Annotated in this window: 21 protein-coding genes; 16 read left to right on the top strand and 5 right to left on the bottom strand. The window is 60.6% G+C overall.

Annotated elements, in window-relative coordinates; all coding sequences use genetic code 11:
- Nucleotides 1-4: 4 nt before the first annotated feature.
- From H3L91_RS06615 to gatC, 5 genes are all read right to left on the bottom strand, one after another.
- Nucleotides 5-319 (bottom strand): hypothetical protein, encoded by a 315-nt coding sequence (locus H3L91_RS06615; protein ID WP_007342859.1) that lies wholly within the window; start codon nucleotides 317-319, stop codon nucleotides 5-7.
- Between the two features lie 190 nt (nucleotides 320-509).
- Entirely contained in the window at nucleotides 510-1958 is a 1449-nt protein-coding gene (gatA, locus tag H3L91_RS06610) for an Asp-tRNA(Asn)/Glu-tRNA(Gln) amidotransferase subunit GatA (RefSeq protein ID WP_007342858.1), read from the bottom strand.
- 196 nt (nucleotides 1959-2154) lie between these two features.
- The gene (locus H3L91_RS06605; RefSeq protein WP_007342857.1) at nucleotides 2155-2724 is read right to left on the bottom strand and encodes a hypothetical protein; all 570 of its coding nucleotides are present in this window, start codon (nucleotides 2722-2724) and stop codon (nucleotides 2155-2157) included.
- A gap of 31 nt (nucleotides 2725-2755) precedes the next feature.
- Nucleotides 2756-3115 carry a hypothetical protein gene (locus H3L91_RS06600; RefSeq protein WP_007342856.1) on the bottom strand — a complete coding sequence of 120 codons (360 nt, stop codon included), beginning with the start codon at nucleotides 3113-3115 and terminating at the stop codon, nucleotides 2756-2758.
- A 75-nt stretch (nucleotides 3116-3190) separates the two neighbouring features.
- Nucleotides 3191-3481: an Asp-tRNA(Asn)/Glu-tRNA(Gln) amidotransferase subunit GatC gene (gene gatC / locus H3L91_RS06595; RefSeq protein ID WP_040658898.1), complete on the bottom strand. Its 291-nt coding sequence runs from the start codon at nucleotides 3479-3481 to the stop codon at nucleotides 3191-3193.
- Nucleotides 3482-3678: 197 nt separating this feature from the next.
- Here gatC and H3L91_RS06590 point away from each other — a divergent pair, with 197 nt between their 5' ends.
- From H3L91_RS06590 to H3L91_RS06515, 16 genes are all read left to right on the top strand, one after another.
- Nucleotides 3679-4722 carry a rod shape-determining protein gene (locus H3L91_RS06590; RefSeq protein ID WP_040658896.1) on the top strand — a complete coding sequence of 348 codons (1044 nt, stop codon included), beginning with the start codon at nucleotides 3679-3681 and terminating at the stop codon, nucleotides 4720-4722.
- Between the two features lie 31 nt (nucleotides 4723-4753).
- On the top strand, nucleotides 4754-5638 hold the full coding sequence (gene mreC, locus H3L91_RS06585; protein ID WP_007342853.1) for a rod shape-determining protein MreC: 885 nt from the start codon (nucleotides 4754-4756) through the stop codon (nucleotides 5636-5638).
- Complete coding sequence (gene mreD / locus H3L91_RS06580; protein WP_007342852.1) at nucleotides 5635-6138, top strand: rod shape-determining protein MreD; 504 nt, start codon at nucleotides 5635-5637, stop codon at nucleotides 6136-6138. The genes mreC and mreD overlap by 4 nt, the downstream gene beginning before the upstream one ends.
- Nucleotides 6135-8225: a penicillin-binding protein 2 gene (gene mrdA / locus H3L91_RS06575; RefSeq protein WP_007342851.1), complete on the top strand. Its 2091-nt coding sequence runs from the start codon at nucleotides 6135-6137 to the stop codon at nucleotides 8223-8225. The genes mreD and mrdA overlap by 4 nt, the downstream gene beginning before the upstream one ends.
- Nucleotides 8222-9346, top strand: coding sequence for a rod shape-determining protein RodA (gene rodA / locus H3L91_RS06570; protein ID WP_007342850.1), 1125 nt, complete (start codon nucleotides 8222-8224; stop codon nucleotides 9344-9346). Before mrdA ends, rodA begins: the two co-directional genes overlap by 4 nt.
- Before the next feature lie 738 nt (nucleotides 9347-10084).
- Entirely contained in the window at nucleotides 10085-10798 is a 714-nt protein-coding gene (locus H3L91_RS06565; RefSeq protein WP_182109805.1) for a tRNA-specific adenosine deaminase, read from the top strand.
- 197 nt (nucleotides 10799-10995) lie between these two features.
- Entirely contained in the window at nucleotides 10996-11256 is a 261-nt protein-coding gene (locus tag H3L91_RS06560) for a putative hemolysin (RefSeq protein WP_007342846.1), read from the top strand.
- A gap of 137 nt (nucleotides 11257-11393) precedes the next feature.
- Nucleotides 11394-12434, top strand: coding sequence for a tRNA dihydrouridine(20/20a) synthase DusA (gene dusA / locus H3L91_RS06555; RefSeq protein WP_007342845.1), 1041 nt, complete (start codon nucleotides 11394-11396; stop codon nucleotides 12432-12434).
- 425 nt (nucleotides 12435-12859) lie between these two features.
- Nucleotides 12860-13420: a nitroreductase family protein gene (locus H3L91_RS06550; RefSeq protein ID WP_007342843.1), complete on the top strand. Its 561-nt coding sequence runs from the start codon at nucleotides 12860-12862 to the stop codon at nucleotides 13418-13420.
- 66 nt (nucleotides 13421-13486) lie between these two features.
- Nucleotides 13487-14281: a thymidylate synthase gene (locus H3L91_RS06545; protein WP_007342842.1), complete on the top strand. Its 795-nt coding sequence runs from the start codon at nucleotides 13487-13489 to the stop codon at nucleotides 14279-14281.
- A 10-nt stretch (nucleotides 14282-14291) separates the two neighbouring features.
- On the top strand, nucleotides 14292-15803 hold the full coding sequence (locus H3L91_RS06540) for an HsdM family class I SAM-dependent methyltransferase (protein ID WP_007342841.1): 1512 nt from the start codon (nucleotides 14292-14294) through the stop codon (nucleotides 15801-15803).
- A gap of 24 nt (nucleotides 15804-15827) precedes the next feature.
- Nucleotides 15828-16541 (top strand): hypothetical protein, encoded by a 714-nt coding sequence (locus tag H3L91_RS06535; RefSeq protein WP_007342840.1) that lies wholly within the window; start codon nucleotides 15828-15830, stop codon nucleotides 16539-16541.
- Between the two features lie 82 nt (nucleotides 16542-16623).
- Nucleotides 16624-17421 (top strand): ABC transporter permease, encoded by a 798-nt coding sequence (locus H3L91_RS06530; protein WP_007342839.1) that lies wholly within the window; start codon nucleotides 16624-16626, stop codon nucleotides 17419-17421.
- Nucleotides 17421-18113, top strand: coding sequence for an ATP-binding cassette domain-containing protein (locus H3L91_RS06525; protein ID WP_007342838.1), 693 nt, complete (start codon nucleotides 17421-17423; stop codon nucleotides 18111-18113). Before H3L91_RS06530 ends, H3L91_RS06525 begins: the two co-directional genes overlap by 1 nt.
- Nucleotides 18114-18292: 179 nt before the next feature.
- Nucleotides 18293-19402 (top strand): NnrS family protein, encoded by a 1110-nt coding sequence (locus tag H3L91_RS06520; RefSeq protein WP_007342837.1) that lies wholly within the window; start codon nucleotides 18293-18295, stop codon nucleotides 19400-19402.
- A gap of 189 nt (nucleotides 19403-19591) precedes the next feature.
- Complete coding sequence (locus H3L91_RS06515) at nucleotides 19592-21328, top strand: potassium/proton antiporter (protein ID WP_007342834.1); 1737 nt, start codon at nucleotides 19592-19594, stop codon at nucleotides 21326-21328.
- The last annotated feature ends 56 nt before the right edge of the window (nucleotides 21329-21384 follow it).

The following is a 21384-nucleotide window of genomic DNA, read 5'->3' as shown; positions in this document are numbered from 1 at the left end:
GGTTTCAGGCTGCAAACAAGGCTTGGTTGGCTTTGAGTTGCGCCAGTGCTTCGGGGGACATTTTGGTCATTTGGGCATCTGTGGCGCGGTCGAGAATCCAACCTTGTGCTTCCTCAATAACTTCTTCGAGAGTCATTTCGTCATCTTCAATATCGAAATTATCGTAAAAGGCTTCATCATGATTCCTAATGGATGAGATGAATAAGAAAACAGAATACAGGCAGGCTTCTTCATCATATGTAATTTCAATGTCTAATGTATTTTCATCATTGGAGCCTGAGTAGATGAAAGTGTCGGTTGATTCATATTGGGTGTTCATTTTTTGTTTCCTTTGGTGGCTATCTTTGATAAACCGCGTGCGTGGCAGAGCCACACACCCTACGCGTTGGTTTCAGGCTGCCTTGCGGGTGTAGGATACAAGTATCCGACCTACGGGTTGGAGGCCGTCTGAAAAGTGGTGTAACGGTTTTTCAGACGGCCTTTTCTGTTTTCAGGCTGCCTTGTGCTGTTTACAGCGCGGGGGCTTGGCTGTGCCAGTCGCTCGCAAGCTGGATTTGGTGGGCTGCGCCGAGCAGGCGGGCTTCGGTGAAGTGGTTGCCGATAAGCTGTGCGCCGATGGGCAGGCTGTTGGCGGCGAAGCCTGCGGGCAGGCTGAGGGCGGGCAGGCCGGCGAGGTTGACGGCGATGGTGTAGATGTCGGACAGGTAGGTTTGCACGGGGTCGCTGCTGCTGCCGATTATCGGGGCGGCGGTGGGGGCGGCGGGGGCGAGGATGAGGTCGCACTGCTCAAAGGCCGTCTGAAAGTCTTGGGCGACGAGGCGGCGCAGTTTTTGGGCTTTGAGGTAGTAGGCATCGTAGTAGCCATGGCTCAATACATAAGTGCCGATCATGATGCGGCGTTTGACTTCGCTGCCGAAGCCTTCGGCGCGGCTGCGGCTGTACATTTCGTCGAGGTTGGCAAACTGCGCGGCGCGGTGTCCGTAGCGCACGCCGTCGTAGCGGGAGAGGTTGGTGCTGGCTTCGGCGGAGGCGATGACGTAGTAGGCGGGGATGGAGAGGGCGGTTTGCGGCAGGGAGACTTCGACGGTTTGCGCGCCTTGTTCGCGCAACAGGGCGATGGTGTTTTGCAGGGCGGCCTGTACGCCCTCGTCCGCGCCGTCGGCAAAGTATTCTTTGGGCAGGCCGATGCGCAGGCCTTTTAGGGGGCGGTTCAAATCGCGGGTGTAGTCTTCTTTAGCGCGTTCGATGCTGGTGGAGTCGCGCTCGTCGAAGCCGGCAATGGTGTTGAGGAGGATGGCGCAGTCTTCGGCGGTTTGCGCCATGGGGCCGGCCTGGTCGAGGCTGGATGCGTAGGCAATCATGCCGAAGCGGGAAACGGTGCCGTAGGTGGGTTTGAGGCCGGTGATGCCGCAATGTGAGGCGGGCTGGCGGATGGAGCCGCCGGTGTCGGAGCCGAGGGCGGCGGGGGCGAGGCGGGCGGCGACGGCTGCGGCGGAGCCGCCGGAGGAGCCGCCGGGGACGTGGGCGGTGTTCCAGGGGTTGCGGGTTGCGCCGTAGTAGGAGTTTTCGTTGCACGAGCCCATGGCAAATTCGTCCATGTTGACGCGGCCGAGGGTTACCATGCCTTCATCGAGCAGGTTTTGCACGACGGTGGCGGTGTAGGGGGAGACGAAGTTGTCAAGCATTTTGCTGGCACACGCGCTGCGCCAGCCGGTTTGGCAGAAGATGTCTTTGTAGGCTATGGGTACGCCGGTGAGGGCGGTTGCGCTGCCTGCGGCGATACGCGCGTCGGCGGCGCGGGCTTCGGCGAGGGTTTTTTCTTCGTCGAGGGTGATGTAGGCGTTGAGCGCGGGATTGTGCGCGGCGATGGCTTTGAGATATTCGCCGGCCAATTCGACGGCGGAGATTTGTTTGGATTGCAGGAGGGCGGAGGCTTGTTTGAGGGTGTATTGGGGCATGGTTTCGGGTCTTTGTTTGGAAAAGGGTGGAAAGGTGTTTTCAGGTAGCCTTTGAGGCCGTCTGAAAGGTGGGGTTCGGGCTTTGGTGTTGCGGGAATTTTGTTTTCGCTGCGTTGAAACTTCGCTTTCAGGCAGCCTGTAATCGGCTTGGAGGCTACCTGAAAACTGCGTTTCAGTGAAGCTAAAACGGTTTGGCTCAATCGGGTGCGGCGGCGTCTATCCAGAGGCGGGGCAGCGCGCTGTCGTGCATTTCCAGCACGAAGCCTTGGATTTCATCGGGATAGCGGCGGGCAGCTTCGGCGAGAATGCGGCGGTAAACGTGTTGGCTGAACACGTTGTCCGCTTCGTTTTCTGCGGTGAAGCCGACGGTTTGCCATTCCGTGCCGTTGGAAATAATCTGCCAAGTGCCGGATTGCAGTGTGATTTCGCCGCGCTCTTCGCCCTCTTGCAGCCGCCAGTCGGCTTCGCTCCACTCGTACACGCCTTCCAGCTCGCGCGCGCCGGGAACTTCGTCGTCAGCCTTGTTTTCATAAGCGTCGGCATAGTCCCAAATTTCGCCGCCTGTTTCGTATTCCAGCGGCAGCTGCGGGTCGCTCACCGCCGCGCCCGCGCCAAACTCGAACGCCGCGCCTTCTTCAAAGCCGTGCACAAACAGCCAGCCGAAGGAGCGGGCGGCGTTTCGGGCGCGGCTGGCGGCGCGGATGCGGAAAATCAGGTGTTCGATGACGGTTTCGAGGTTGGCTGGTTGGAGGGTGGTAATCTGCATGGGGTTTCTCGGTTGGTTGGATGGCGCAGGCTTAGGGCACAAAAATATTGGCGATTTCCACGCCGCCGCCGGTGTAGAGGTAAAACACCACCAGCACATCGGATGCCTGCCCGTTTGCCAGACGCAAATCCACGCCGAACTCATAGCCGATTTGTTCGCCGAGCGCAGTGTCGGCATAGAGCGGCGTCAACTCCAAACGCTGCAATTCTTCCGCAGGCGGGGCAGACAAGGCAGCCCCGGCGGCACTTTCATCGAACATCCGCAAATAATCCGCTACCGTGCCGTAGCGGCTGATGCAGCCTGCAAGCGCGGCCTCGTCCCTTGCCAGCAGGGCAGTCAGGGCAGCGCGGGTTTGCGCTGCTGCATGGGGAATATCGCGCAATTTTGGCATGGGGTTTCCTGTTTCTTTCATCTTGCGCGCCGCATTTTCAGACGGCCTTTTGCCGCAGCTGAGGCCGTCTGAAAATTATTCCTCAATCACCTGCGGCACGATATACAGCCGGTTGCGCACGTCGGGGGCGCAGGCTTGGTATTCGGCGGCGTGATCGGCTTCGGTAACGGTGTCTTCGCGCAGGCGCAGGGGCAGGTCGTGCGGGTGGGTCATCGGCGCGATGCCGTCGGTGTCGGTTTGGCGCATTTTTTCCACCATGGCAAACACGCTGTTGAGTTCGCCGAGCATGGCGGCCTGTTCGTCCGCATTGAGCTCCAAACGCGAGAGGCGGGCGATCTTTTCGACGTCGGCGGGGGTGAGGGACATGAAAATTTCCTTAAAGTTAATTAGCAATAATGGCAATTTAGGGTATGATAGCGCGCTTTGCACACACAGGCGCGGAATTATAACCGAAACCCGCCCCTGTCATTGAAGTTCCCCTGTTCAGACGGCCTGATGCAGCAGTGTTGAGGCCGTCTGAAAACATATATGTCATCCACACTGTTTTAGTTTCAGGAAACCTTATGCTCCCCCGCTTCATTACCCGTTATTTTTCCAACGACTTAGCCATCGACCTGGGCACGGCCAACACGCTGATTTACACCAAATCCAAGGGCATTGTTTTGGATGAGCCTTCGGTGGTCGCCATGCAGATCGACCCGAACACCGGCCGCAGCGCGGTGCTGGCGGTGGGCACGGACGCGAAGAAAATGCTGGGACGCACGCCGGGCAGCATCCAGGCCATCCGCCCGATGAAGGACGGCGTGATCGCCGATTTCGACGTTACCGAAAAGATGCTGAAAAACTTCATCAAAAAGGTAACCAACAGCCGCTTTGCCGCCACGCCGCGCGTCGTGATCTGCGTGCCCTGCGGCTCGACCCAGGTGGAACGCCGCGCTATCCGCGATTCGGCCGAAGAGGCGGGCGCGTCGGCGGTTTATCTGATCGAAGAGCCGATGGCCGCGGCCATCGGCGCGGGTCTGCCGATCGAAGAGCCGACCGGTTCGATGGTGGTGGACATCGGCGGCGGCACCACCGAAGTGGGCGTGATGTCACTCTCCGGCGTGGTTTACTCGCATTCGGTGCGCGTGGGCGGCGACGCTTTCGACGAAGCCATCATCAATTATGTGCGCCGCAACTACGGCATGCTCATCGGCGAAGCCACCGCCGAGGGCATCAAAAAAGACATCGGCACCGCCTTCCCCGGCATGGAAGTGAAGGAAATCGAAGTCAAAGGCCACAACGTCGCCGAGGGCATCCCGCGCTCGTTCACCATCTCCTCCAACGAAGTGCTCGAAGCCATTACCGAGCCGGTCAACCAAATCGTCCAGTCGGTCAAAACCGCGCTGGAACAAACCCCGCCCGAGTTGGGCGCGGACATCGCCGAACGCGGCCTGGTGCTCACCGGCGGCGGCGCGCTGCTCAAAGGGCTCGACCGCCTGCTGGCCGAGGAAACCGGCCTTCCGGTGATGATTGCCGAAGACCCGCTGACCTGCGTGGCGCGCGGTACCGGACGCGCCCTCGACCTGATAGGCCGTCTGAATTCCATCTTCGTCGCCAATCCGTAAACCCAATCCGCCAACCGCCCCGCCGCACGCCATGTCCCGTCCCCTGAGTTTCGCCCGCAGCCGCATCCGCAACCGTTCCGCCAACCGGCTGATCGTGTTGTCGCTTGCGTCTGTCGCGCTGATGGTGCTCGACGGACGCTATGCCGCCGTGCAGCAGATGAAAGCCTATCTGTCGGCCAGCCTCAAACCCTTGCAGTGGCTGGCCGACAAGCCCGTCGAACTGTACGAATACGGCAGCACCTTCATGCACACCCAACAGTCGCTGATCGCTTCCAACCGCGATTTGACGGCGCAAAACCTGCGGCTGGCGGTCATGCTGCGCCAAAGCGCGGCGGCGCAGCGCGAGCTGGCCGAGCTCAAACGGCTCAACGGCCTGAAAACCGAAGCCCTGGGCGGCGGCACGGCGGCGCAAATCGTCTCCAACGGCAAAAACCCGCTCTCCGACAAGCTGCTGCTGAACAAAGGCGGCAGCAACGGCCTGCGCCCGGGCGACGCGGTGGTGGACAACAACGGCCTGATCGGCCAGCTTACCGCCGTCCACCCCTTCGTTTCCGAACTCACCGTCCTCACCAACGCCCAATCGGTCGTGCCCGTCATGGTGGAACGTACCGGCATGCGCAGCCTGCTCTACGGCGACGGCAGCGGCGTCGTGCTGCGCTATTTTCCGGTTGACGCCGACTTGCAGGCGGGCGATTTGCTGGTAACTTCCGGGCTGGATTCCGTTTACCCGGCCGGCATTCCCGTTGCCCGCGTCGATCAGGCCGAACGCTCCTCCGGCACGCCCTACTACCGCACCACCCTCTCCCTGCCCGCCGCCCTGCACAGCAGCAAATACGTTTTGGTGCTGCCGCAAACCGAACCGCCGCCCGTTCAGACGGCCTCCGAAGCCGCCCCCGCCACACCCCAACGCCCATGAACGATTTCGACGACTTCCACAACCGGATTCCCAAACGCCTGGTCGCCGCCACTTTCGCCGCGTCGCTGCTGTTTGACCTGATCCCCTTTCCCGCGCACCTGTCGTTCTGGCTGCCTGAAGCCACCGCCCTCACCCTGCTCTACTGGTCGCTCAACCGCCCGCAGTGGGTCGGCGTGTTCACCGCCTTCGCCTGCGGCCTGCTCATCGACATCAGTATCGCCGCCCCGCTCGGCCAGCACGCGCTCGCCTATATGCCGATGGTGTTCTTCATGCAGCGTTACCAGCGCATCATCGTCCTGCAAAGCTACGCCTTCCAGTCGCTGGCCGTGTTCACCGCCCTTTTGGCCGGCCGCCTGATCGTCCTGTTCCTCAACCTGATTACCGAACACCGCCTGATCGGCCTGCCCGGCCTGCTCGCCCCCGTGGTCGGCGCGCTGGCCTGGCCGATGCTCAACAAACTGATGCTGGCCATCCTGCATTTTTCCCGCCGCCGCCGATGAAGAAATACCGCCCCTACCCCCCTTCGCGCAGCGACAACGCCTCCGTCCAACGCGATTTCCGCATCCGCCTGTTTGCCGCCTTCGTGTTTGTTTTCGTCCTGTTCGGCATACTGGCGGCGCGTTTTGCCTACCTGCAAATCCACAAACACGGCGAATTCACCGCCCAGGCCGCCTCCAACCGCATATCCCTGATCCCCACCCCGCCGATACGCGGCGAAATCGTCGATGCCAACGGCGTGGTGCTGGCGCACAACTACCCCGCCTACTCGCTCGAAATCATCCCCGGCCGCATCGAAGGCAAACTCGACGACACCGTCGCCGAGCTGCAAAAGCTGGCCGAAATCACCGAAACCGACCTCAAACGCTTCAAAAAATTCCGCGCCGAATACCGCTCCTACGAAAAAATCCCGCTCAAACTCAAACTCACGCCCGACGAAGCCTCGCGCATCGCCGCCCGCCTCTACCGCCTGCCCGGCGTGGAAATCAACGCCCGCACCTTCCGCGAATACCCCTACGGCGAGCAAACCGCCCACTTTCTCGGCTACATCGGCCGCATCAGCGACAAAGACCAGGCGCGGCTGAGCGAAGAAAAACTCACCGCCCTCTACCGGGGCAGCACCCACATCGGCAAATCCGGCCTCGAAAGCTATTACGAACGCCAGCTCCTGGGCGTTCCGGGCTACCGCGAAGTGGAAAAAGACGCCTACGGCAACGTCATCCGCACCATCAAAACCGTGCCGCCGCAAAACGGCCAAACCCTCAAACTGGCAATGGACATCCGCCTGCAACAGTACGCCATGCGCCTGATGAAGGGCAAACGCGGCGCGATGGTGGCCATCGACCCGCAAACCGGCGGCGTGCTGGCCTTTGTCTCCAACCCCTCCTTCGATCCCAACCTGTTTATCGACGGCATCGACAGCGAAAGCTGGAAAGCCCTCAACGAAAACTGGCAAAAACCCATGATCAACCGCGTAACCCAGGGTCTCTACCCGCCCGGTTCCACCTTCAAACCCTTCATGGGCATGACTCTGCTCGAAAGCGGCAAAATCGGCCCCGGCACCGTCGTCCCCGCCCCCGGCACGTGGAGCATCCCCGGCACCAAACACATGTTCCGCGACTCCGTGCGCAGCGGCCACGGCTCGGCCAACCTGATGAAAGCGATACAGGTCTCCTCCGACACCTTCTTCTACCGCCTCGGCTTCGAGCTGGGCATCGAAAAAGCCCACCCCTACCTGTCCCAGTTCGGCCTCGGCCAACAAACCGGCATCGACCTGCCGCACGAATACAGAGGCGTACTGCCCTCGCCCGAATGGAAGGAAAAACGCTTCGCCAAACTCCCCCCCGCGCGGCGCAAATGGAACGTCGCCGAAATGGTGCCCATCAGCATCGGCCAGGGCTACAACGCCTACACCCCCCTGCAAATGGCGCACGCCACCGCCACCCTTGCCAACAACGGCACGGTATACCGCCCCCACCTCGTCAAAGAACTGCTCGACCACAACAAACAGCAAATCACCCTCATCGACCCCAAACCCGTCCGCACCCTACCCTTCAAACAGGCACACTTCAACTACATCAAAGCCGCCATGGCCAAAGTGCTGCAACCGGGCGGCACCGCCCGCAAAGTCGGCGCGGGACTCAAATACAGCATGGGCGGCAAAACCGGCACCGCCCAAGTCGTGCAGATCGCCCAAGGCAAATCCTACAACGCCGCCGCCCTCGCCGTGCAGCACCGCGACCACGCCTGGTTCATCGCCTTCGCCCCGCTGGACAAACCCAAAATCGCCATCGCCGTCATCCTCGAGAACGGCGGCTGGGGCGCGAACGCCGCCCCCCTCGCCCGCGCCCTGTCCGACTACTACCTGCTCACCCTCAAAGCCGGCGGCGACCGCGAAATCCCCGTCGACAACAGCGGCAAAACCACCGTCGCCAACCCCCTGCTGGCCGGCGGCGCAGTACAGAGGCCGTCTGAAAACCCCGTTACCCGCGCCTTCCGCGCCGCACAGCCCGAAGCCGCGCAGACACCCGCCTCCGCACCCGTTTCAGACGGCCTCCCCGCCTCCGCCGCCTCCGAGCCCAAGCCATGAACCCGAACGAAAACATCATCGCCAAGGCCAAACGCCTCATCTGGCAGCCCATCGACCCCTGGCTGTTTTACGCCATGCTCATCATCTACGTCATGAGCCTCTTTTTGCTCTACTCCGCCGACGGGCAGGACATCGGCCGCCTGGAAAGCAAAACCATGCACACCGTCATCGGTTTCGCCCTCATCTGGCTCATCGCCCGCACCAAACCGCAAACCCTCGCCAAATTCGCCCCGCCCGCCTACCTGCTCGGCGTACTCATGCTCGTCGGCGTGCACTTCTTCGGCGTAACCGTCAACGGCTCCACCCGCTGGCTCAACCTCGGCATCCGCATACAGCCCTCCGAAATCATGAAAATCGCCCTGCCCATGATGGTTGCCTGGTACCTGCAACGCAACAGCGGCAACCTGCGCTGGCACCACTACCTCACCGCCACCGTCATCGTCATGGTGCCCGTCTTTCTCATCCTCAAACAGCCCGACCTGGGCACCGCCACCCTCATCATGGCCTCCGGCCTCTTCGTCGTCTTCTTCGCCGGCCTGCCCTGGAAAGTCATCCTCGCCGCCCTCGTCGCCGCCGTCGCCGCCCTGCCCCTGATGTGGAACTACGTCATGCACGACTACCAGAAAACCCGCGTCCTCACCCTGCTCGACCCCACCAAAGACCCCCTGGGTGACGGCTACCACATCATCCAATCCATGATCGCCATCGGCTCGGGCGGCGTGTGGGGCAAAGGCTGGCTCAACGGCACGCAAACCCACCTCGACTACATCCCCGAATCCACCACCGACTTCATCTTCGCCGTATACGGCGAAGAATTCGGCCTCATCGGCAACTTCCTGCTCCTGGCCGTCTACCTCATCATCCTCGCCCGCGGCCTCTACATCGCCGCCCAAGCCCCCAACCTGTACAGCCGCACCCTCGCCGGCGCGCTCACCATGACCTTCTTCTGCTACGCCTTCGTCAACATGGGCATGGTCAGCGGCATCCTCCCCGTCGTCGGCGTCCCCCTCCCCCTCGTCAGCTACGGCGGCACCGCCACCCTCTCCATCATGACCATCCTCGCCCTGCTCATGGGCATCGCCAACCAGAAAAAAGACAACAAAGGCCGTCTGAAAAACTAACCCCCCGCTTTCAGACGGCCTCTGCCGCCAAGGTAGTGTGCGCCGCCCCAAGGCGACGCACGCGACCCCTGTTTTACCACTCTCCCGAACACAAAAGGCCGTCTGAAAACCCATACCGGAACAACAAAAGCAAACATTCCGCCCACAACGGCAAAACAGGCGATGAAGTAGGGTGTGCGGCGCAGCCACGCACGCGGTTCCCGTTTTACCACCATCCCGAAACACAAAAGGCCGTCTGAAAACCTATATCGGAACAACAAAAGCAAACATCCTGCCCACAACGGAAAAGCGGGCGATGAAGTAGGGTGTGTGGCGCAGCCACGCACGCGGTTCCCGTTTTACCACCATCCCGTAACACAAAAGGCCGTCTGAAAACATATTGAGAGACAACGCAAACCCGGCCGATAAAGCCGATAAAGTAGGGTCTGTTGACAATCAGCCTTGCGGCGGTGTTTTTGGTAAAAATCCACGTCTGCCGCGTCAAAAATGCCCGCAGGTGTCCAACCTTGCTGCGCTTTTTTCCTCGCATACGCGGATTTTTCCTCAAAAAACCGCTTTGCAAGCTGAATGTCAACAGACCCTAGAGTGTGCCGCCTCGAGGCGACGCACGCATTCCCGCTCCCGCCTGCCGCGCAAACAGCAGAAAAACCCCGCAACCCCGTTTTCAGACGGCCTCAAAGCCCCACAGGCCGTCTGAAAGCACAGCTTCAACGAAGTTAAAAACCCCAACCGCCAGCCATGCTCACCACCCCGCCCCTCGCCCCCTCCGTCCTGCGCGCCCTGCACAGCCTCGGCATCCGCAGCCGCAGCGACCTGCGCCGAACTGGCGCGGCCACTGCCTTCCTCCTGCTCAAAGCCGCCGGCCTCACCATCACCCGCAGCACCCTCTGGCAGCTGGCCGCCGCCGAAGCAGGCATTTCGGCACACCAACTGCCTGCCCCCGACAAAGCCACCCTGCTCCACACCCTCAAACACCACCCCCCCGCCGCCCTCCCCCCGCCGCCCGACCAGGCCGCCCGCCTCATGGCCGCCGCCCTCGATAAAGCGCGGCAGGCCGCCGCCGAAAACGAAGTCCCCGTCGGCGCACTCATCGTCCGCGACGGACAAATCCTTGCCGCCGCACACAACGCCTGCGCCGCGCAAAACAGCGTCGCCGCCCACGCCGAAATCCTCGCCCTCACCGCCGCCGGACAAAGCCTCGGCACCCCGCGCCTCGACAGCTGCGACGCCTACATCACCCTCGAACCCTGCCCCATGTGCGCCTCCGCCCTGATGCAGGCGCGGATAAAACGTGTTATCTTCGCCGCCGCCGAGCCCAAAAGCGGCGCGGCCGGCAGCGTGTGCAACCTCTTTGCAGACACCCGTCTCAACGCCCACACCGCCGTATTCGGCGGCATCATGGCCGAAGAAAGCCGCACCCTCTTGCAGGCATTCTTCCGCAGCCGCCGCTAGGGTCTGTCGGCATTTGGTTTACGGCTGCTTTTGCGCCCTAAAACGGCATCTGCCGCGTTGCAAATCCTCGCAAAGTGTCCAACCTTGCTGCGGTTTGCGTCTTGCATCTGCCGTTTTATGACGCAAAATCCGCTTCATAAACCAAATGCAAACAGCCCCGTAAACCCGACTAACCGCCAACAGAGAAAGGCACAAATATGAAAAACGCAACAACCCTCTGCACCCTCGCCGCAGCCGCAGCCCTCGCCGCCTGCGCCGCCCCTGCGGAAAAACCCGTCGGGCAGCCCGAAGGCGCGATGGTCGGCATGGCCAACCCCGCCTCCGTCTTCTGCGAACAGCAGGGCGGCAAATCCGAAGTGCGCAAAGACGAACAGGGCAACGAATACGGCATGTGCCGCCTGAGCGACGGCAGCGTGGTGGACGAATGGGACTACTACCGCAAAAACCACAAAGAGTAAGCCCAAAAGGCCGTCTGAAAACCTTTCAGACGGCCTTTGAACTTGTCCGCCGCCGACACACGCGCCAAACCGCCGCTTTTTACCAACCGCCCCGCTTTCGGTACAATCCGCCGCCCGCCCAACTGCTTTCCCGTCCCATGCCGCCAACAGAAAAAACCACCCCCGACACCCTCCCCCGCCGCCTTTCCGTCGCCCCCATGCTCGACTGGACCGACCGCCACTTCCGCTTCCTCGCCCGCCAAATCAGCCGCCACGCCCTCTTGTACACCGAAATGGTCAACGCCGGCGCGGTGGTACACGGCGACGCGGCGCGTTTCCTGCTGAAAAACGACTGCGAAAACCCCGTCGCCCTGCAACTGGGCGGCAGCGAACCCGCGCTGCTGGCCAAAGCGGCGGCCGAAGCGGCGGCGTGGGGCTACGACGAAATCAACCTCAACTGCGGCTGCCCCAGCCCGCGCGTGCAGAAAGGCGCGTTCGGCGCGTGCCTGATGAACGAGGTTGCGCTGGTGGCCGACTGCCTCAACGCCATGCAGGACGCCGCGCCCGACTGCGCCGTTACCGTCAAGCACCGCATCGGCATCGACCGGCAGACCGACTATCAGCCGCTGGCCGATTTCGTCGGCACGCTCTCGGAAAAAACCGCCTGCACCGTCTTCATCGTCCACGCCCGCAACGCCTGGCTTGACGGCCTCTCGCCCAAGGAAAACCGCGACGTGCCGCCCCTGAAATACGATTATGTCTACCGCCTCAAACGCGAGTTTCCCGCGCTGCAAATCGTCCTTAACGGCGGCATAAAAACCAACGCCGAAGCCGCCCTGCATCTGCAACACACCGACGGCGTGATGGTCGGGCGCGAGTGCTACCACAACCCCATGCTGATGCGCGACTGGGACAGGCTGTTTTACGGCGACACGCGCGAACCCGCCGTATACGCCGAACTGGCAGAGCGTCTGCGCGACTACGCCGCCGAACGGCTGGCCGACGGGCGCGGCAGCATCCTGCGCCACATCACCCGCCACTGCCTCGGCCTGATGCACGGCCTGAACGGCGCGCGCCAGTGGCGGCGCATGCTCTCCGACGCGGAACTGTTAAAAGACAACGACCCCGAACTGATTATGCGGGCGTGGCGCGAAGTGGAAAAAGCCGGCCGCAGGGCAGACACGGCAGAGGCCGTCTGAAAGCGCAGCTTCGGCGCAGCCAAAAACGTGTCGCGGGGGGATTTTCAGACGGCCTCCGCTTATGTAGGGTGTGCGGCTCTGCCACGCACGCGGTTTGGAGGCCGTCTGAAAAACATAAAGAAACCGTCCCCGCCTACGCGGGGATGACGTTTCCGAAAGCACCGCTTCGGCGCAGCCAAAACGGCATTAAGGGTTTTCAGACGGCCTGTCCGAATCCCGCAAGGCGGCAAACGCGCCGCCGCCCGCAAACCGCATCCGCTCCCGCTTTCGGTTTCCCCGCAGCAAAAACCGCCAAGAGAAAATGGCCGTTCCCCGCCGCGCTTCACTATAATTGCGCCTGTTTTCACCCGCAGGCCGTCTGAAAACGCAGTTTCGGCGCAGCCAAAAACCGTTTTCCGGCAGCCCCCAACCCGAAAGGACACCCGATGGACGCACTCGACCTCCTCACCACCCGCCGCTCCGTGCGCGAACTCACCGCCCCCGCCCCCGACGAACTCGAACTGGAAACCATCTTCCAATCCGCCACCCAAGTGCCCGACCACGGCGGCCTCACCCCGTGGCGGTTCGTCGTGATCCACGGCGACGCAGCCAAAGCGCGTTTCCGCCGCGCCCTTGAAGAAACCGTCGTCCAAATGAAGCTGGGCGACGAGAGCATGAAAAAAGCGGAAAAAGTCGCCGACTTCGCGCCGATGGCCATCGCCGTCATCTCCAAAATTGCCGTCGGCGCGGAAAAACCCAAGCCCGAATGGGAGCAGCTGCTCAGCGCGGGTGCAGCCGCCTACGCCGTGCAGCTTGCCGCCAACGCGCTGGGCTACGACAACGTCTGGATCACCGGCCTGTGGTGCGGCAGCCCCGTCTTGCGCGCAGAAATGGGCTGCGGCGAAAAAGACCGCATCATCGGCTTCATCATGGTCGGCACCGCGCAGCACAGCTTCCCGAAAGAAGAAAAAAACACCAATTTGGAACAATTCGTTACCTATTGGTAAACCCCGCAAAAGGCCGTCTGAAACCTTTCAGACGGCCTCAACACAGGCAACACAAACAGGAAAAACATGCGCCAATACCTCGACCTGATGCGCCGCGTCCTCGACAGCGGCACCGACAAATCCGACCGCACCGGCACCGGCACCCGCTCCGTGTTCGGCCACCAGATGCGCTTCGATTTGCAGGACGGCTTCCCGCTCCTAACCACCAAAAAGCTCCACCTGCGCTCCATCATCCACGAACTGCTGTGGTTTCTGCGCGGCGACACCAACATCCGCTACCTGCACGAAAACCAAGTAAGCATCTGGGACGAATGGGCCGACGAAAATGGCGAACTCGGCCCCGTGTACGGCTACCAGTGGCGTTCCTGGCCCGCCCCCGACGGCCGCCACATCGACCAAATCGCCAACGTAATCGCGCAGATTAAAGCCAATCCCGACAGCCGCCGCCTGATTGTTTCCGCCTGGAATCCCGCCCTCGTGGACGAAATGGCGCTGCCCCCCTGCCACGCCCTGTTCCAGTTTTACGTGGCCGACGGCAAACTTTCCTGCCAGCTCTACCAGCGCAGCGCCGACATCTTCCTCGGCGTGCCCTTCAACATCGCCAGCTACGCCCTCCTAACCATGATGGCCGCCCAAGTATGCGGCCTGCAAGCGGGCGAATTCGTCCACACCCTCGGCGACGCCCATCTCTACCGCAACCACTTCGAGCAGGCCAAGCTGCAACTCACCCGCGAACCGCGAACCCTGCCGAAAATGACGCTGAATCCCGCCGTTCGCGACATTTCCGCCTTCACATTTGACGACTTCACACTCACCGGCTACGACCCGCACCCGCACATCAAAGCCGCCGTGGCCGTCTGAAAGCAAGAATATGGACAAAGCTAAAACACTCGGACAGGTGCTCACGCCGCATCACATCGTCTGCGCCATTTTGGATGCGTGCGGATACTCGGGCTGTGCGGTTTTAGGCCGCTTTGTCATGGAGCCTTCCTGCGGCGACGGTGCATTTCTAACCGAAATCGTGCGCCGCTATATCGCCGCCGCCAAAGAAGCGCGTATGACGCCGGAGCAAACCGCCGCCGACTTGTCAAAATATATCTTCGGCATTGAAATCGACGAAGACATGTGGCACAAATGCTTGGCGAGATTAGATAAAATAGTTTCCGAAACACTCGGCAGCGTTCGCGTGCAATGGCAAATCATGCACGGCGATACCCTGCATCTTTACGCAAACTACCCGCAGACATTTGACTGGGTGATCGGCAACCCGCCCTATGTCCGCGTCCACAACTTGCCCGAAGACACCCGCCGGTTTATCAAACGGCATTTCCAATTTGCCGTCGGCACAACCGATATGTATCCCGTGTTTTTCGAGACGGCGTTTGCTATGCTCAAACCCGACGGCAAACTCGGTTTCATCACACCCAACAGCTTTCTCTACAACACCTCCTACCGCCGTTTCCGCGCCTTTTTGCGGCAACAGGGCAGCCTGAAAACGCTGTGCGACCTGAAAGCGGAAAAAGTGTTCGCGGGCTTTTCCACCTACACCGCGATTACCATAATGGACTTCGCACGGAAAAATGCCGAATGCTTTGATTACGCCGAGTATGAGGCAGGCCGTCTGAAAACCGTCAACCGCATCCCTTTTGCCACGCTCGACAGCACCCGCTGGGCGTTGTCCGCCCCCGAAAGCAGCCGGTTTTTGCAGCGGCTTGCCGACGGCAAAAACGCACGGCTCGGCGACTTTTTCGACATCCAATACGGCTTTGCCACCCTGCGCGACAAAATCTTCATCGGCCGCGCGGCAGACCGGGGCGACGGCACATCCGACTTCAACGGCGCGATCGTCGAAACCGCCCTCCTGCGCCCAATCGTCAAAGGATCGCGCTACAAAGGCAGCCTGCACGACGAAGCCGAGCGGATTGTTTTCCCTTATTACAAAAGCGCAAACGGACGGCAGACGCCCTACACCGAAGACGAGCTGGCTTCACGTTTCCCTTTGGGCTACACCTATCTGGCAAGCCATAAAGAAGAACTGTTGAAACGCGATTTGGACGACAGAACCGCATGGTACGAATTCGGACGCAGCCAGGGCATCCAAAGCGCAGACAAAGAAAAAACCGTATTGAGCACACTGGTTTACGATCAAATACGGTTTTTCAGGCTGCCGGAGAAAGTCTGCGTTTATTCGGGTATTCTGATTGCCGCCAAGTCTGAGCACAGCGACTGGCAGCTGTTGGCCGACACCCTTTCCTCGCCCGAGTTCTTTCACTATGTGCGCCTTACCGGTAAAGATTTCTCCGGCGGCTACAAATCGGTTTCCACCAAACAAATCAAAGAGTTCCCAATTTTCGCACCCGCAGCGCAGAGCGCATTGTTTTAAATAAATCAAGAGAAAGAAACGGCAATGGACAACAATCGTTTTCTGGGCGTTTTACAGGCATCGTTTGTCAAATTCCTGCAAACCCATTCGCGCAGCAATGAAAAACTGAAAATCCTGCACGGCGCGATAGCCGCAGATTTGGCCGCACGGCTGGGCGCGGATTACACCGTACAGTCGCTTGGCTACGGCAACGGCAAAGAGGGGCAGATCGAAGGGCGGTATATCGACAAAAATGTGGATATTACCGTAACAGACAGCCAAAACCGCGCTGTGGCAGGCATCGCCGTCAAGTTCGTGATGCAGAACTACGCGCAAAACGCCAACAACTACTTTGAAAACATGCTTGGCGAAACCGCCAATATCCAAAGCAGGCGCATTCCCTATTTCCAGATTTTCATCATTCCGTCCAGGCTGCCGTATTACAAAAACAACGGCGGATTCAGCAAATGGGAAACCTTCAATGCCCGTCATTTGGACAAATACCAGAAGCTGTCGTACGACAACAACTCGGCATGGGTGCACCCGCCCGCAAAAACGCTGCTTTACATTATCGATCTACCCGAAACCGACGCACCGGCCGACAAAGACGACTATGTGCGGCGGTACCTCAAGCTGGCGCAAAACGACGGACTGACCCTACGCACCGCGCCCGTTGCCGCGTCTTTCGGCATCGGCCTGATATGCAACGATTACGAAGCATTTATCGCCAAAGCCGTCCACAGAATCCTGTCCGAATAAACTGAGAGGCCGTCTGAAACTGTTTCCGACTTTGCCAAAGCCGCACTTTCAGACGGCCTGTATCCCGAAAAACCAAACCGCCATGATCAAAACCGACAAAATCCGCAAGCCGCAGCCTGTGTTGTTTTACATTGCCGACTACCTTTGGAGCGGCTTTGCGGGCTTGGGCGTGGCGATGGCGGCGGTGGCATTGTGGGCGTGGGGCAGTGCGGTGTTCGGCGCGTTTATGCTGCCTGCGCCCTCGGAAGTGTTTGCGCACGCTTGGGATTTGCTCAAACAGTTTCAAACCGCCGAAATCGGCGTGTCGCTGTGGCGGGCGGCGGCGGGCATCGGGATTGCGCTGGTGTCGGGCGTGGCGGCGGGGCTGGCGGCTGGGCGGTTTAAAACGGCGATGGCCTTGCTCAAACCGCTGATGACGGTGCTGCTGGCGATGCCGCCGATTATTTGGGTGGTGATGGCTTTGTTTTGGTTCGGTTTCGGCAATCCGAGCGTGCTGTTTGCCGTGATTGTGCTGGTTGCGCCGCTCACGTTTGCAAGCGCGGCGGTGGGGATGGCGAGCGTGGACAAGAAAAACGAAGAGCTGTTTGACGCCTACCGTTTAGGCCGTCTGAAAAAAATCCGTTATCTCTATCTGCCGCACCTCACGGGCTATCTGATTTCGAGCATCGGCGTGGCGGTGGCGATGGGGGTGAAGGTGGTGATTATGGCCGAGCTTTTGGGCGCAAGCGAGGGCATCGGGGCGCGGATTGCCGATGCGCGGGCGATGCTGGAAACATCCGCCGTGATGGCTTATGTGGTGCTGGTGATTGCGTTTGTCGCCTTGTTCGACTATCTGATCATCAAGCCTTTGGAAATTCTGTTTATGCCGTGGAGACGCTGATGCTGGCAATCGAACATCTGCGCTTTGAGATTCTGCGCGACGCGGTGGTGCGCGATTTTTCGCTCACGCTCGCTGCGGGCGAAGTGAAAACGCTGTTCGGCCCCAGCGGCTGCGGCAAAACCACGGTGCTGCGGCTGGTGGCGGGGCTGGAAACGCCCAAATCCGGCCGCTTGGAAAACACGTTCCGCAAAACGGGTTTTCTGTTTCAGGAAAACCGCCTGTTGGACAACCTCACGGCGATGCAGAATATCGCAGTGTTTATGGAGCGTGCCAATGAAGGTGAAATCGTTGCACTGGCGGAAAAAGTCGGCCTCACGGCGGGCGATCTGCACAAATATCCGGCCGAACTCTCAGGCGGTATGGCCAAACGGGTGGCGTTTTTGCGGCTGATGCTGTGCGGCTGCGATTTGGCTTTGCTCGATGAGCCTTTTGTGGGGCTGGACAGGGATTTGCGCGATATTCTGGCGGCCATGCTGGCGGAAAAAATCGAGCGCGAAGGCTGGGCTTGTTTGCTGGTAACGCACGACCGTTTCGAGGCCGCGCGTTTGAGCCGCGAAATCCTGCTGCTTGCCCCCAAAGGCATGGGCGTGGAAAAAACCATTCTGCTGCCCGAGCCGCTGTCGGTGCGCGGTTCGGCCTACGAAGAAGCCGCCGTGGCACGGGAATTTGGCGGGATTCGATATTATGAATAGTTTGATAGATTTGGGGTTTCCCCAGTGTCGTCATTCCCGCGCAGGCGGGAATCTTGTCAGCATTTTAACGATGGCGTGTGTTGCAAAATATGGCCTGCCGTCCGCCAAGATTTCCGCCTGCGCGGGAATGACGGCATTTTTTACCGGCCTTTTGCCGGAAATGTCGCAAAGGTTTTAAATTGAATACCGGTCAATTTTTCACTCATCCCATGCGCCCGTTTTTCACGGCGGCGGCAGCGGCGGTGGTATTCGGCGCGGCGGCGTTTTTCCTGCGCAGCGATGTGGTGGTGTTTCACCGCTTGGTGTTTTTGCAGCTTTTGCCGGTGTGCGCGTACAGCGGTTTTTTGTTAACCGCATTTCCAGACTGGACAGACTATAAAGGCCGTCTGAAAACCATCGCTTTCACGCTCGCCGCGCCGCTGGCCTTTGCCGCCCTTGCACTGCCGTTTTTCCCGCAGGCGGCTGCGTTTGCCGTGGCGGCGGCTTGGGCAATTCTGTTTTCGTTCTGCACTTGGCTGGCATGGCGCGGGCGCAATACCGATCAGTTCGCCATCCTGCTGCTGCTTTTGCTGTTTGCCCTCGTTCAGACGACCTTTGCCTGCACCGCAGATTGGCGTTTTTTGCGCACGCTGGTTCATCTCAACATCGCCGCCGTGATGCTGGTGTCTTTCCGCGTGAGCGTGGTTTTGGGCGCGGAGGCACTCAAATCATGCCGTCTGAAAGACCCGGTGTTCATCCCCAATTTTGTCTATAAAAACATGGCCATCTTGTTTCTGCTGCTGTATGCCGCCGCCGAGTTGCGGCTGCCGCCCGAGGCGGTAGGGTTTATGGCTTTGGCCGTCGGCTTTGTGATTTTGGCGAAACTGCGCGAGCTGCACCATTGGGAACTGCTGCGCAAACATTATGTGGCGTTTTACTACCTCATCCAGCTTGCCGCCGCTGCGGGTTATCTGTGGCTGGGCGCGAACACGCTGCTCGGCAGGGGGCAGGGCGCGCCGCTGCACCTGATTACCCTCGGCGCGATGTGCGGTGCCATCATGCTGGTTTTTCTCACTGCCGGCCTGCGCCACAGCGGGTTTGCCCGCCTCGATTACCCCGCCTCCGCCCGCGCCGCGTTTGCCTGTTTGGCCGCCGCCGCGCTCAGCCGCGCCGTGCTGTCGGCGTATCATCCGCTGTTTTTAATCACAGTTCCCGCCGCGCTGGCGATGGCGGCGTTTGCGCTTTATCTGTACGGCTTCATTCCGATATTCCGCGCCCATGCGTTTAGCGACGATCCCGACCCCGAATAAACGCAGAGGCCGTCCCCGCCTGCACGGAGATGACGTTTCTGAAAACACCTGCCGTGATGTTTTCAGACGGCCTCGATAGCTGATAGTGCGTATTCATGTGCTAGAATCCGCCCGTTTTTTTGCCGCGAAATCCGCTGCAAATTTAATTGCCGACACGCCCGATAACCCGCAACCGCAGAAAGCCCGTCCGTGGAGTCATCCGTCAATACTTTTTTCCTGATCATCGCCCTTTTGCTGTTTATCAGCGTCGTCGCCTCGCGCGTGTCCACCCGTTTCGGCATGCCGCTGCTGTTGGTGTTCCTCGGCGTGGGCATGCTGGCGGGCGACGAGGGTTTGGGCGGCATCCATTTCGACAATTTCGCCGCCGCCAATATGATCGGCCAGCTTGCGCTGGCGGTGATTCTGCTCGACGGCGGCCTGCGCACCAAGTTCGACAGCTTCCGCCTCGCGCTCAAACCGGCCGCCGTGCTGGCCAGCTGGGGCGTGATTGCCACCGTCGCCCTGCTGGGCGCGTTCACCACCTTCTTCCTCCATATCGACTGGCGCATGGGGCTTTTGATGGCGGCGATTGTCGGCTCGACCGACGCGGCGGCGGTGTTTTCCCTGATGCGCAGCAGCGGCGTGCGCCTCAATTCGCGCATCCTCGCCACGCTGGAACTGGAAAGCGGCTGCAACGACCCGATGGCCATCCTGCTGGTGAGCGCGCTGATCGGTCTGATTATGAACCCCGCCGAAACGGGGTTTTCCTCCATGCTGACGCTGCTGGCGCGCCAGCTCGGGCTGGGGCTTCTTTTGGGCTATCTGGCGGGCAAGGTTTTGGCGCGTATGCTCGAACGCATCCGCCTGGCCGAGGGGCTGTATGCCATCCTGATCGCCTCGGGCGGGCTGCTGGTATTCGCCACCGCCAATCTTTTGGGCGGCAGCGGCTTTCTGGCCGTGTATCTGGCCGGCGTGTTTATCGGCAACTCGCGCAACAGCTCCACCGAACACGTTTTAAACGTGATGGACGGCCTGGCCTGGCTGGCGCAGGCATCGATGTTTTTGGTGCTCGGCCTTTTGGTCAGCCCCGCGCGGCTGTTGGAAAACGGCCTGCACGCCGTGGTCATCGCCGCCTTCCTGATACTCGTCGCCCGCCCGATCGCGGTGTGGACCTCGCTCAAATTCTTCCGCTACAAACCGCGCGAAGTGGCCTACATCAGCTGGGTCGGCCTGCGCGGCGCGGTGCCGATCACGCTGGCGATCGCCCCGCTGATGGAAGGCGTGCCCGACGCGCTGATGCTGTTCGACGTGGCCTTTGCCGTGGTGATTCTGTCGCTGCTGATCCAGGGTACCACCATCCCCTTCTTCGCCCGCGTGCTCAAAGTGGTGCTGCCGCCGCGCCCCGAGCCTTTGGCACAGCGCGAAATCTGGCTGGCCGACAAGCTGGCGGTGAGTTTGCAGTCGTTCAAAGTGGAGGACGGCTCGGAGGCGGCGGGCAGCCATCCTTCGGCGATGACGCGCGACCGTTTTTCAGACGGCCAAATCTTCGCGCTGATACGCGGCGGGCAGACGGTAAACGTGCAGCCCAGCACCCAGATGCAGGCGGGCGACATCGTGTGGTACATCCTCGACGAAAAACTCGGCGACGACTTCGCCAAGCAGTTTGCCGCCGCCGACACCGCCGAGCGCAACTTCTTCGGCGCGTTCAACCTCAACCCCGACACAATAGTGGGCGACCTGGCCGAAGTGTACGGCCTGCCGGTGGACGAAGCCGAACGCGGCCTGCGGCTGGACGAACTCTTCCGCCGCCACTTCGGCGACATGCCCGTGGCGGGCGACCGCATCCTCATCGACGGCTTCCAAATCACCGTGAAAGAGCTCGACAACAAAGCCCAAATCCGCCTGCTCGGCCTGAAAATACCCGAAAGCGGCGCGGCGGCGGCATAAACAGTGAGGCCGTCTGAAAAAAGGTTTTCAGACGGCCTCAACCCTGTTTTTCAAAA

This window comes from Neisseria bacilliformis, from assembly GCF_014055025.1.
In the GTDB taxonomy this organism is placed as follows: Bacteria; Pseudomonadota; Gammaproteobacteria; order Burkholderiales; family Neisseriaceae; genus Neisseria; species Neisseria bacilliformis.
The sequence above is the reverse complement of the archived record's forward strand: the minus strand, read 5'-3'. Positions and strand labels throughout refer to the sequence as shown.

Excerpts from the sequence above, each read along its gene's own strand:
- H3L91_RS06615 (WP_007342859.1), bottom strand. The coding sequence starts at position 319 with ATGAACACCCAATATGAATCAACCGACACTTTCATCTACTCAGGCTCC.
- gatA (WP_007342858.1), bottom strand. The coding sequence starts at position 1,958 with ATGCCCCAATACACCCTCAAACAAGCCTCCGCCCTCCTGCAATCCAAA.
- H3L91_RS06605 (WP_007342857.1), bottom strand. The coding sequence starts at position 2,724 with ATGCAGATTACCACCCTCCAACCAGCCAACCTCGAAACCGTCATCGAA.
- H3L91_RS06600 (WP_007342856.1), bottom strand. The coding sequence starts at position 3,115 with ATGCCAAAATTGCGCGATATTCCCCATGCAGCAGCGCAAACCCGCGCT.
- gatC (WP_040658898.1), bottom strand. The coding sequence starts at position 3,481 with ATGTCCCTCACCCCCGCCGACGTCGAAAAGATCGCCCGCCTCTCGCGT.
- H3L91_RS06590 (WP_040658896.1), top strand. The coding sequence starts at position 3,679 with ATGCTCCCCCGCTTCATTACCCGTTATTTTTCCAACGACTTAGCCATC.
- mreC (WP_007342853.1), top strand. The coding sequence starts at position 4,754 with ATGTCCCGTCCCCTGAGTTTCGCCCGCAGCCGCATCCGCAACCGTTCC.
- mreD (WP_007342852.1), top strand. The coding sequence starts at position 5,635 with ATGAACGATTTCGACGACTTCCACAACCGGATTCCCAAACGCCTGGTC.
- mrdA (WP_007342851.1), top strand. The coding sequence starts at position 6,135 with ATGAAGAAATACCGCCCCTACCCCCCTTCGCGCAGCGACAACGCCTCC.
- rodA (WP_007342850.1), top strand. The coding sequence starts at position 8,222 with ATGAACCCGAACGAAAACATCATCGCCAAGGCCAAACGCCTCATCTGG.
- H3L91_RS06565 (WP_182109805.1), top strand. The coding sequence starts at position 10,085 with ATGCTCACCACCCCGCCCCTCGCCCCCTCCGTCCTGCGCGCCCTGCAC.
- H3L91_RS06560 (WP_007342846.1), top strand. The coding sequence starts at position 10,996 with ATGAAAAACGCAACAACCCTCTGCACCCTCGCCGCAGCCGCAGCCCTC.
- dusA (WP_007342845.1), top strand. The coding sequence starts at position 11,394 with ATGCCGCCAACAGAAAAAACCACCCCCGACACCCTCCCCCGCCGCCTT.
- H3L91_RS06550 (WP_007342843.1), top strand. The coding sequence starts at position 12,860 with ATGGACGCACTCGACCTCCTCACCACCCGCCGCTCCGTGCGCGAACTC.
- H3L91_RS06545 (WP_007342842.1), top strand. The coding sequence starts at position 13,487 with ATGCGCCAATACCTCGACCTGATGCGCCGCGTCCTCGACAGCGGCACC.
- H3L91_RS06540 (WP_007342841.1), top strand. The coding sequence starts at position 14,292 with ATGGACAAAGCTAAAACACTCGGACAGGTGCTCACGCCGCATCACATC.
- H3L91_RS06535 (WP_007342840.1), top strand. The coding sequence starts at position 15,828 with ATGGACAACAATCGTTTTCTGGGCGTTTTACAGGCATCGTTTGTCAAA.
- H3L91_RS06530 (WP_007342839.1), top strand. The coding sequence starts at position 16,624 with ATGATCAAAACCGACAAAATCCGCAAGCCGCAGCCTGTGTTGTTTTAC.
- H3L91_RS06525 (WP_007342838.1), top strand. The coding sequence starts at position 17,421 with ATGCTGGCAATCGAACATCTGCGCTTTGAGATTCTGCGCGACGCGGTG.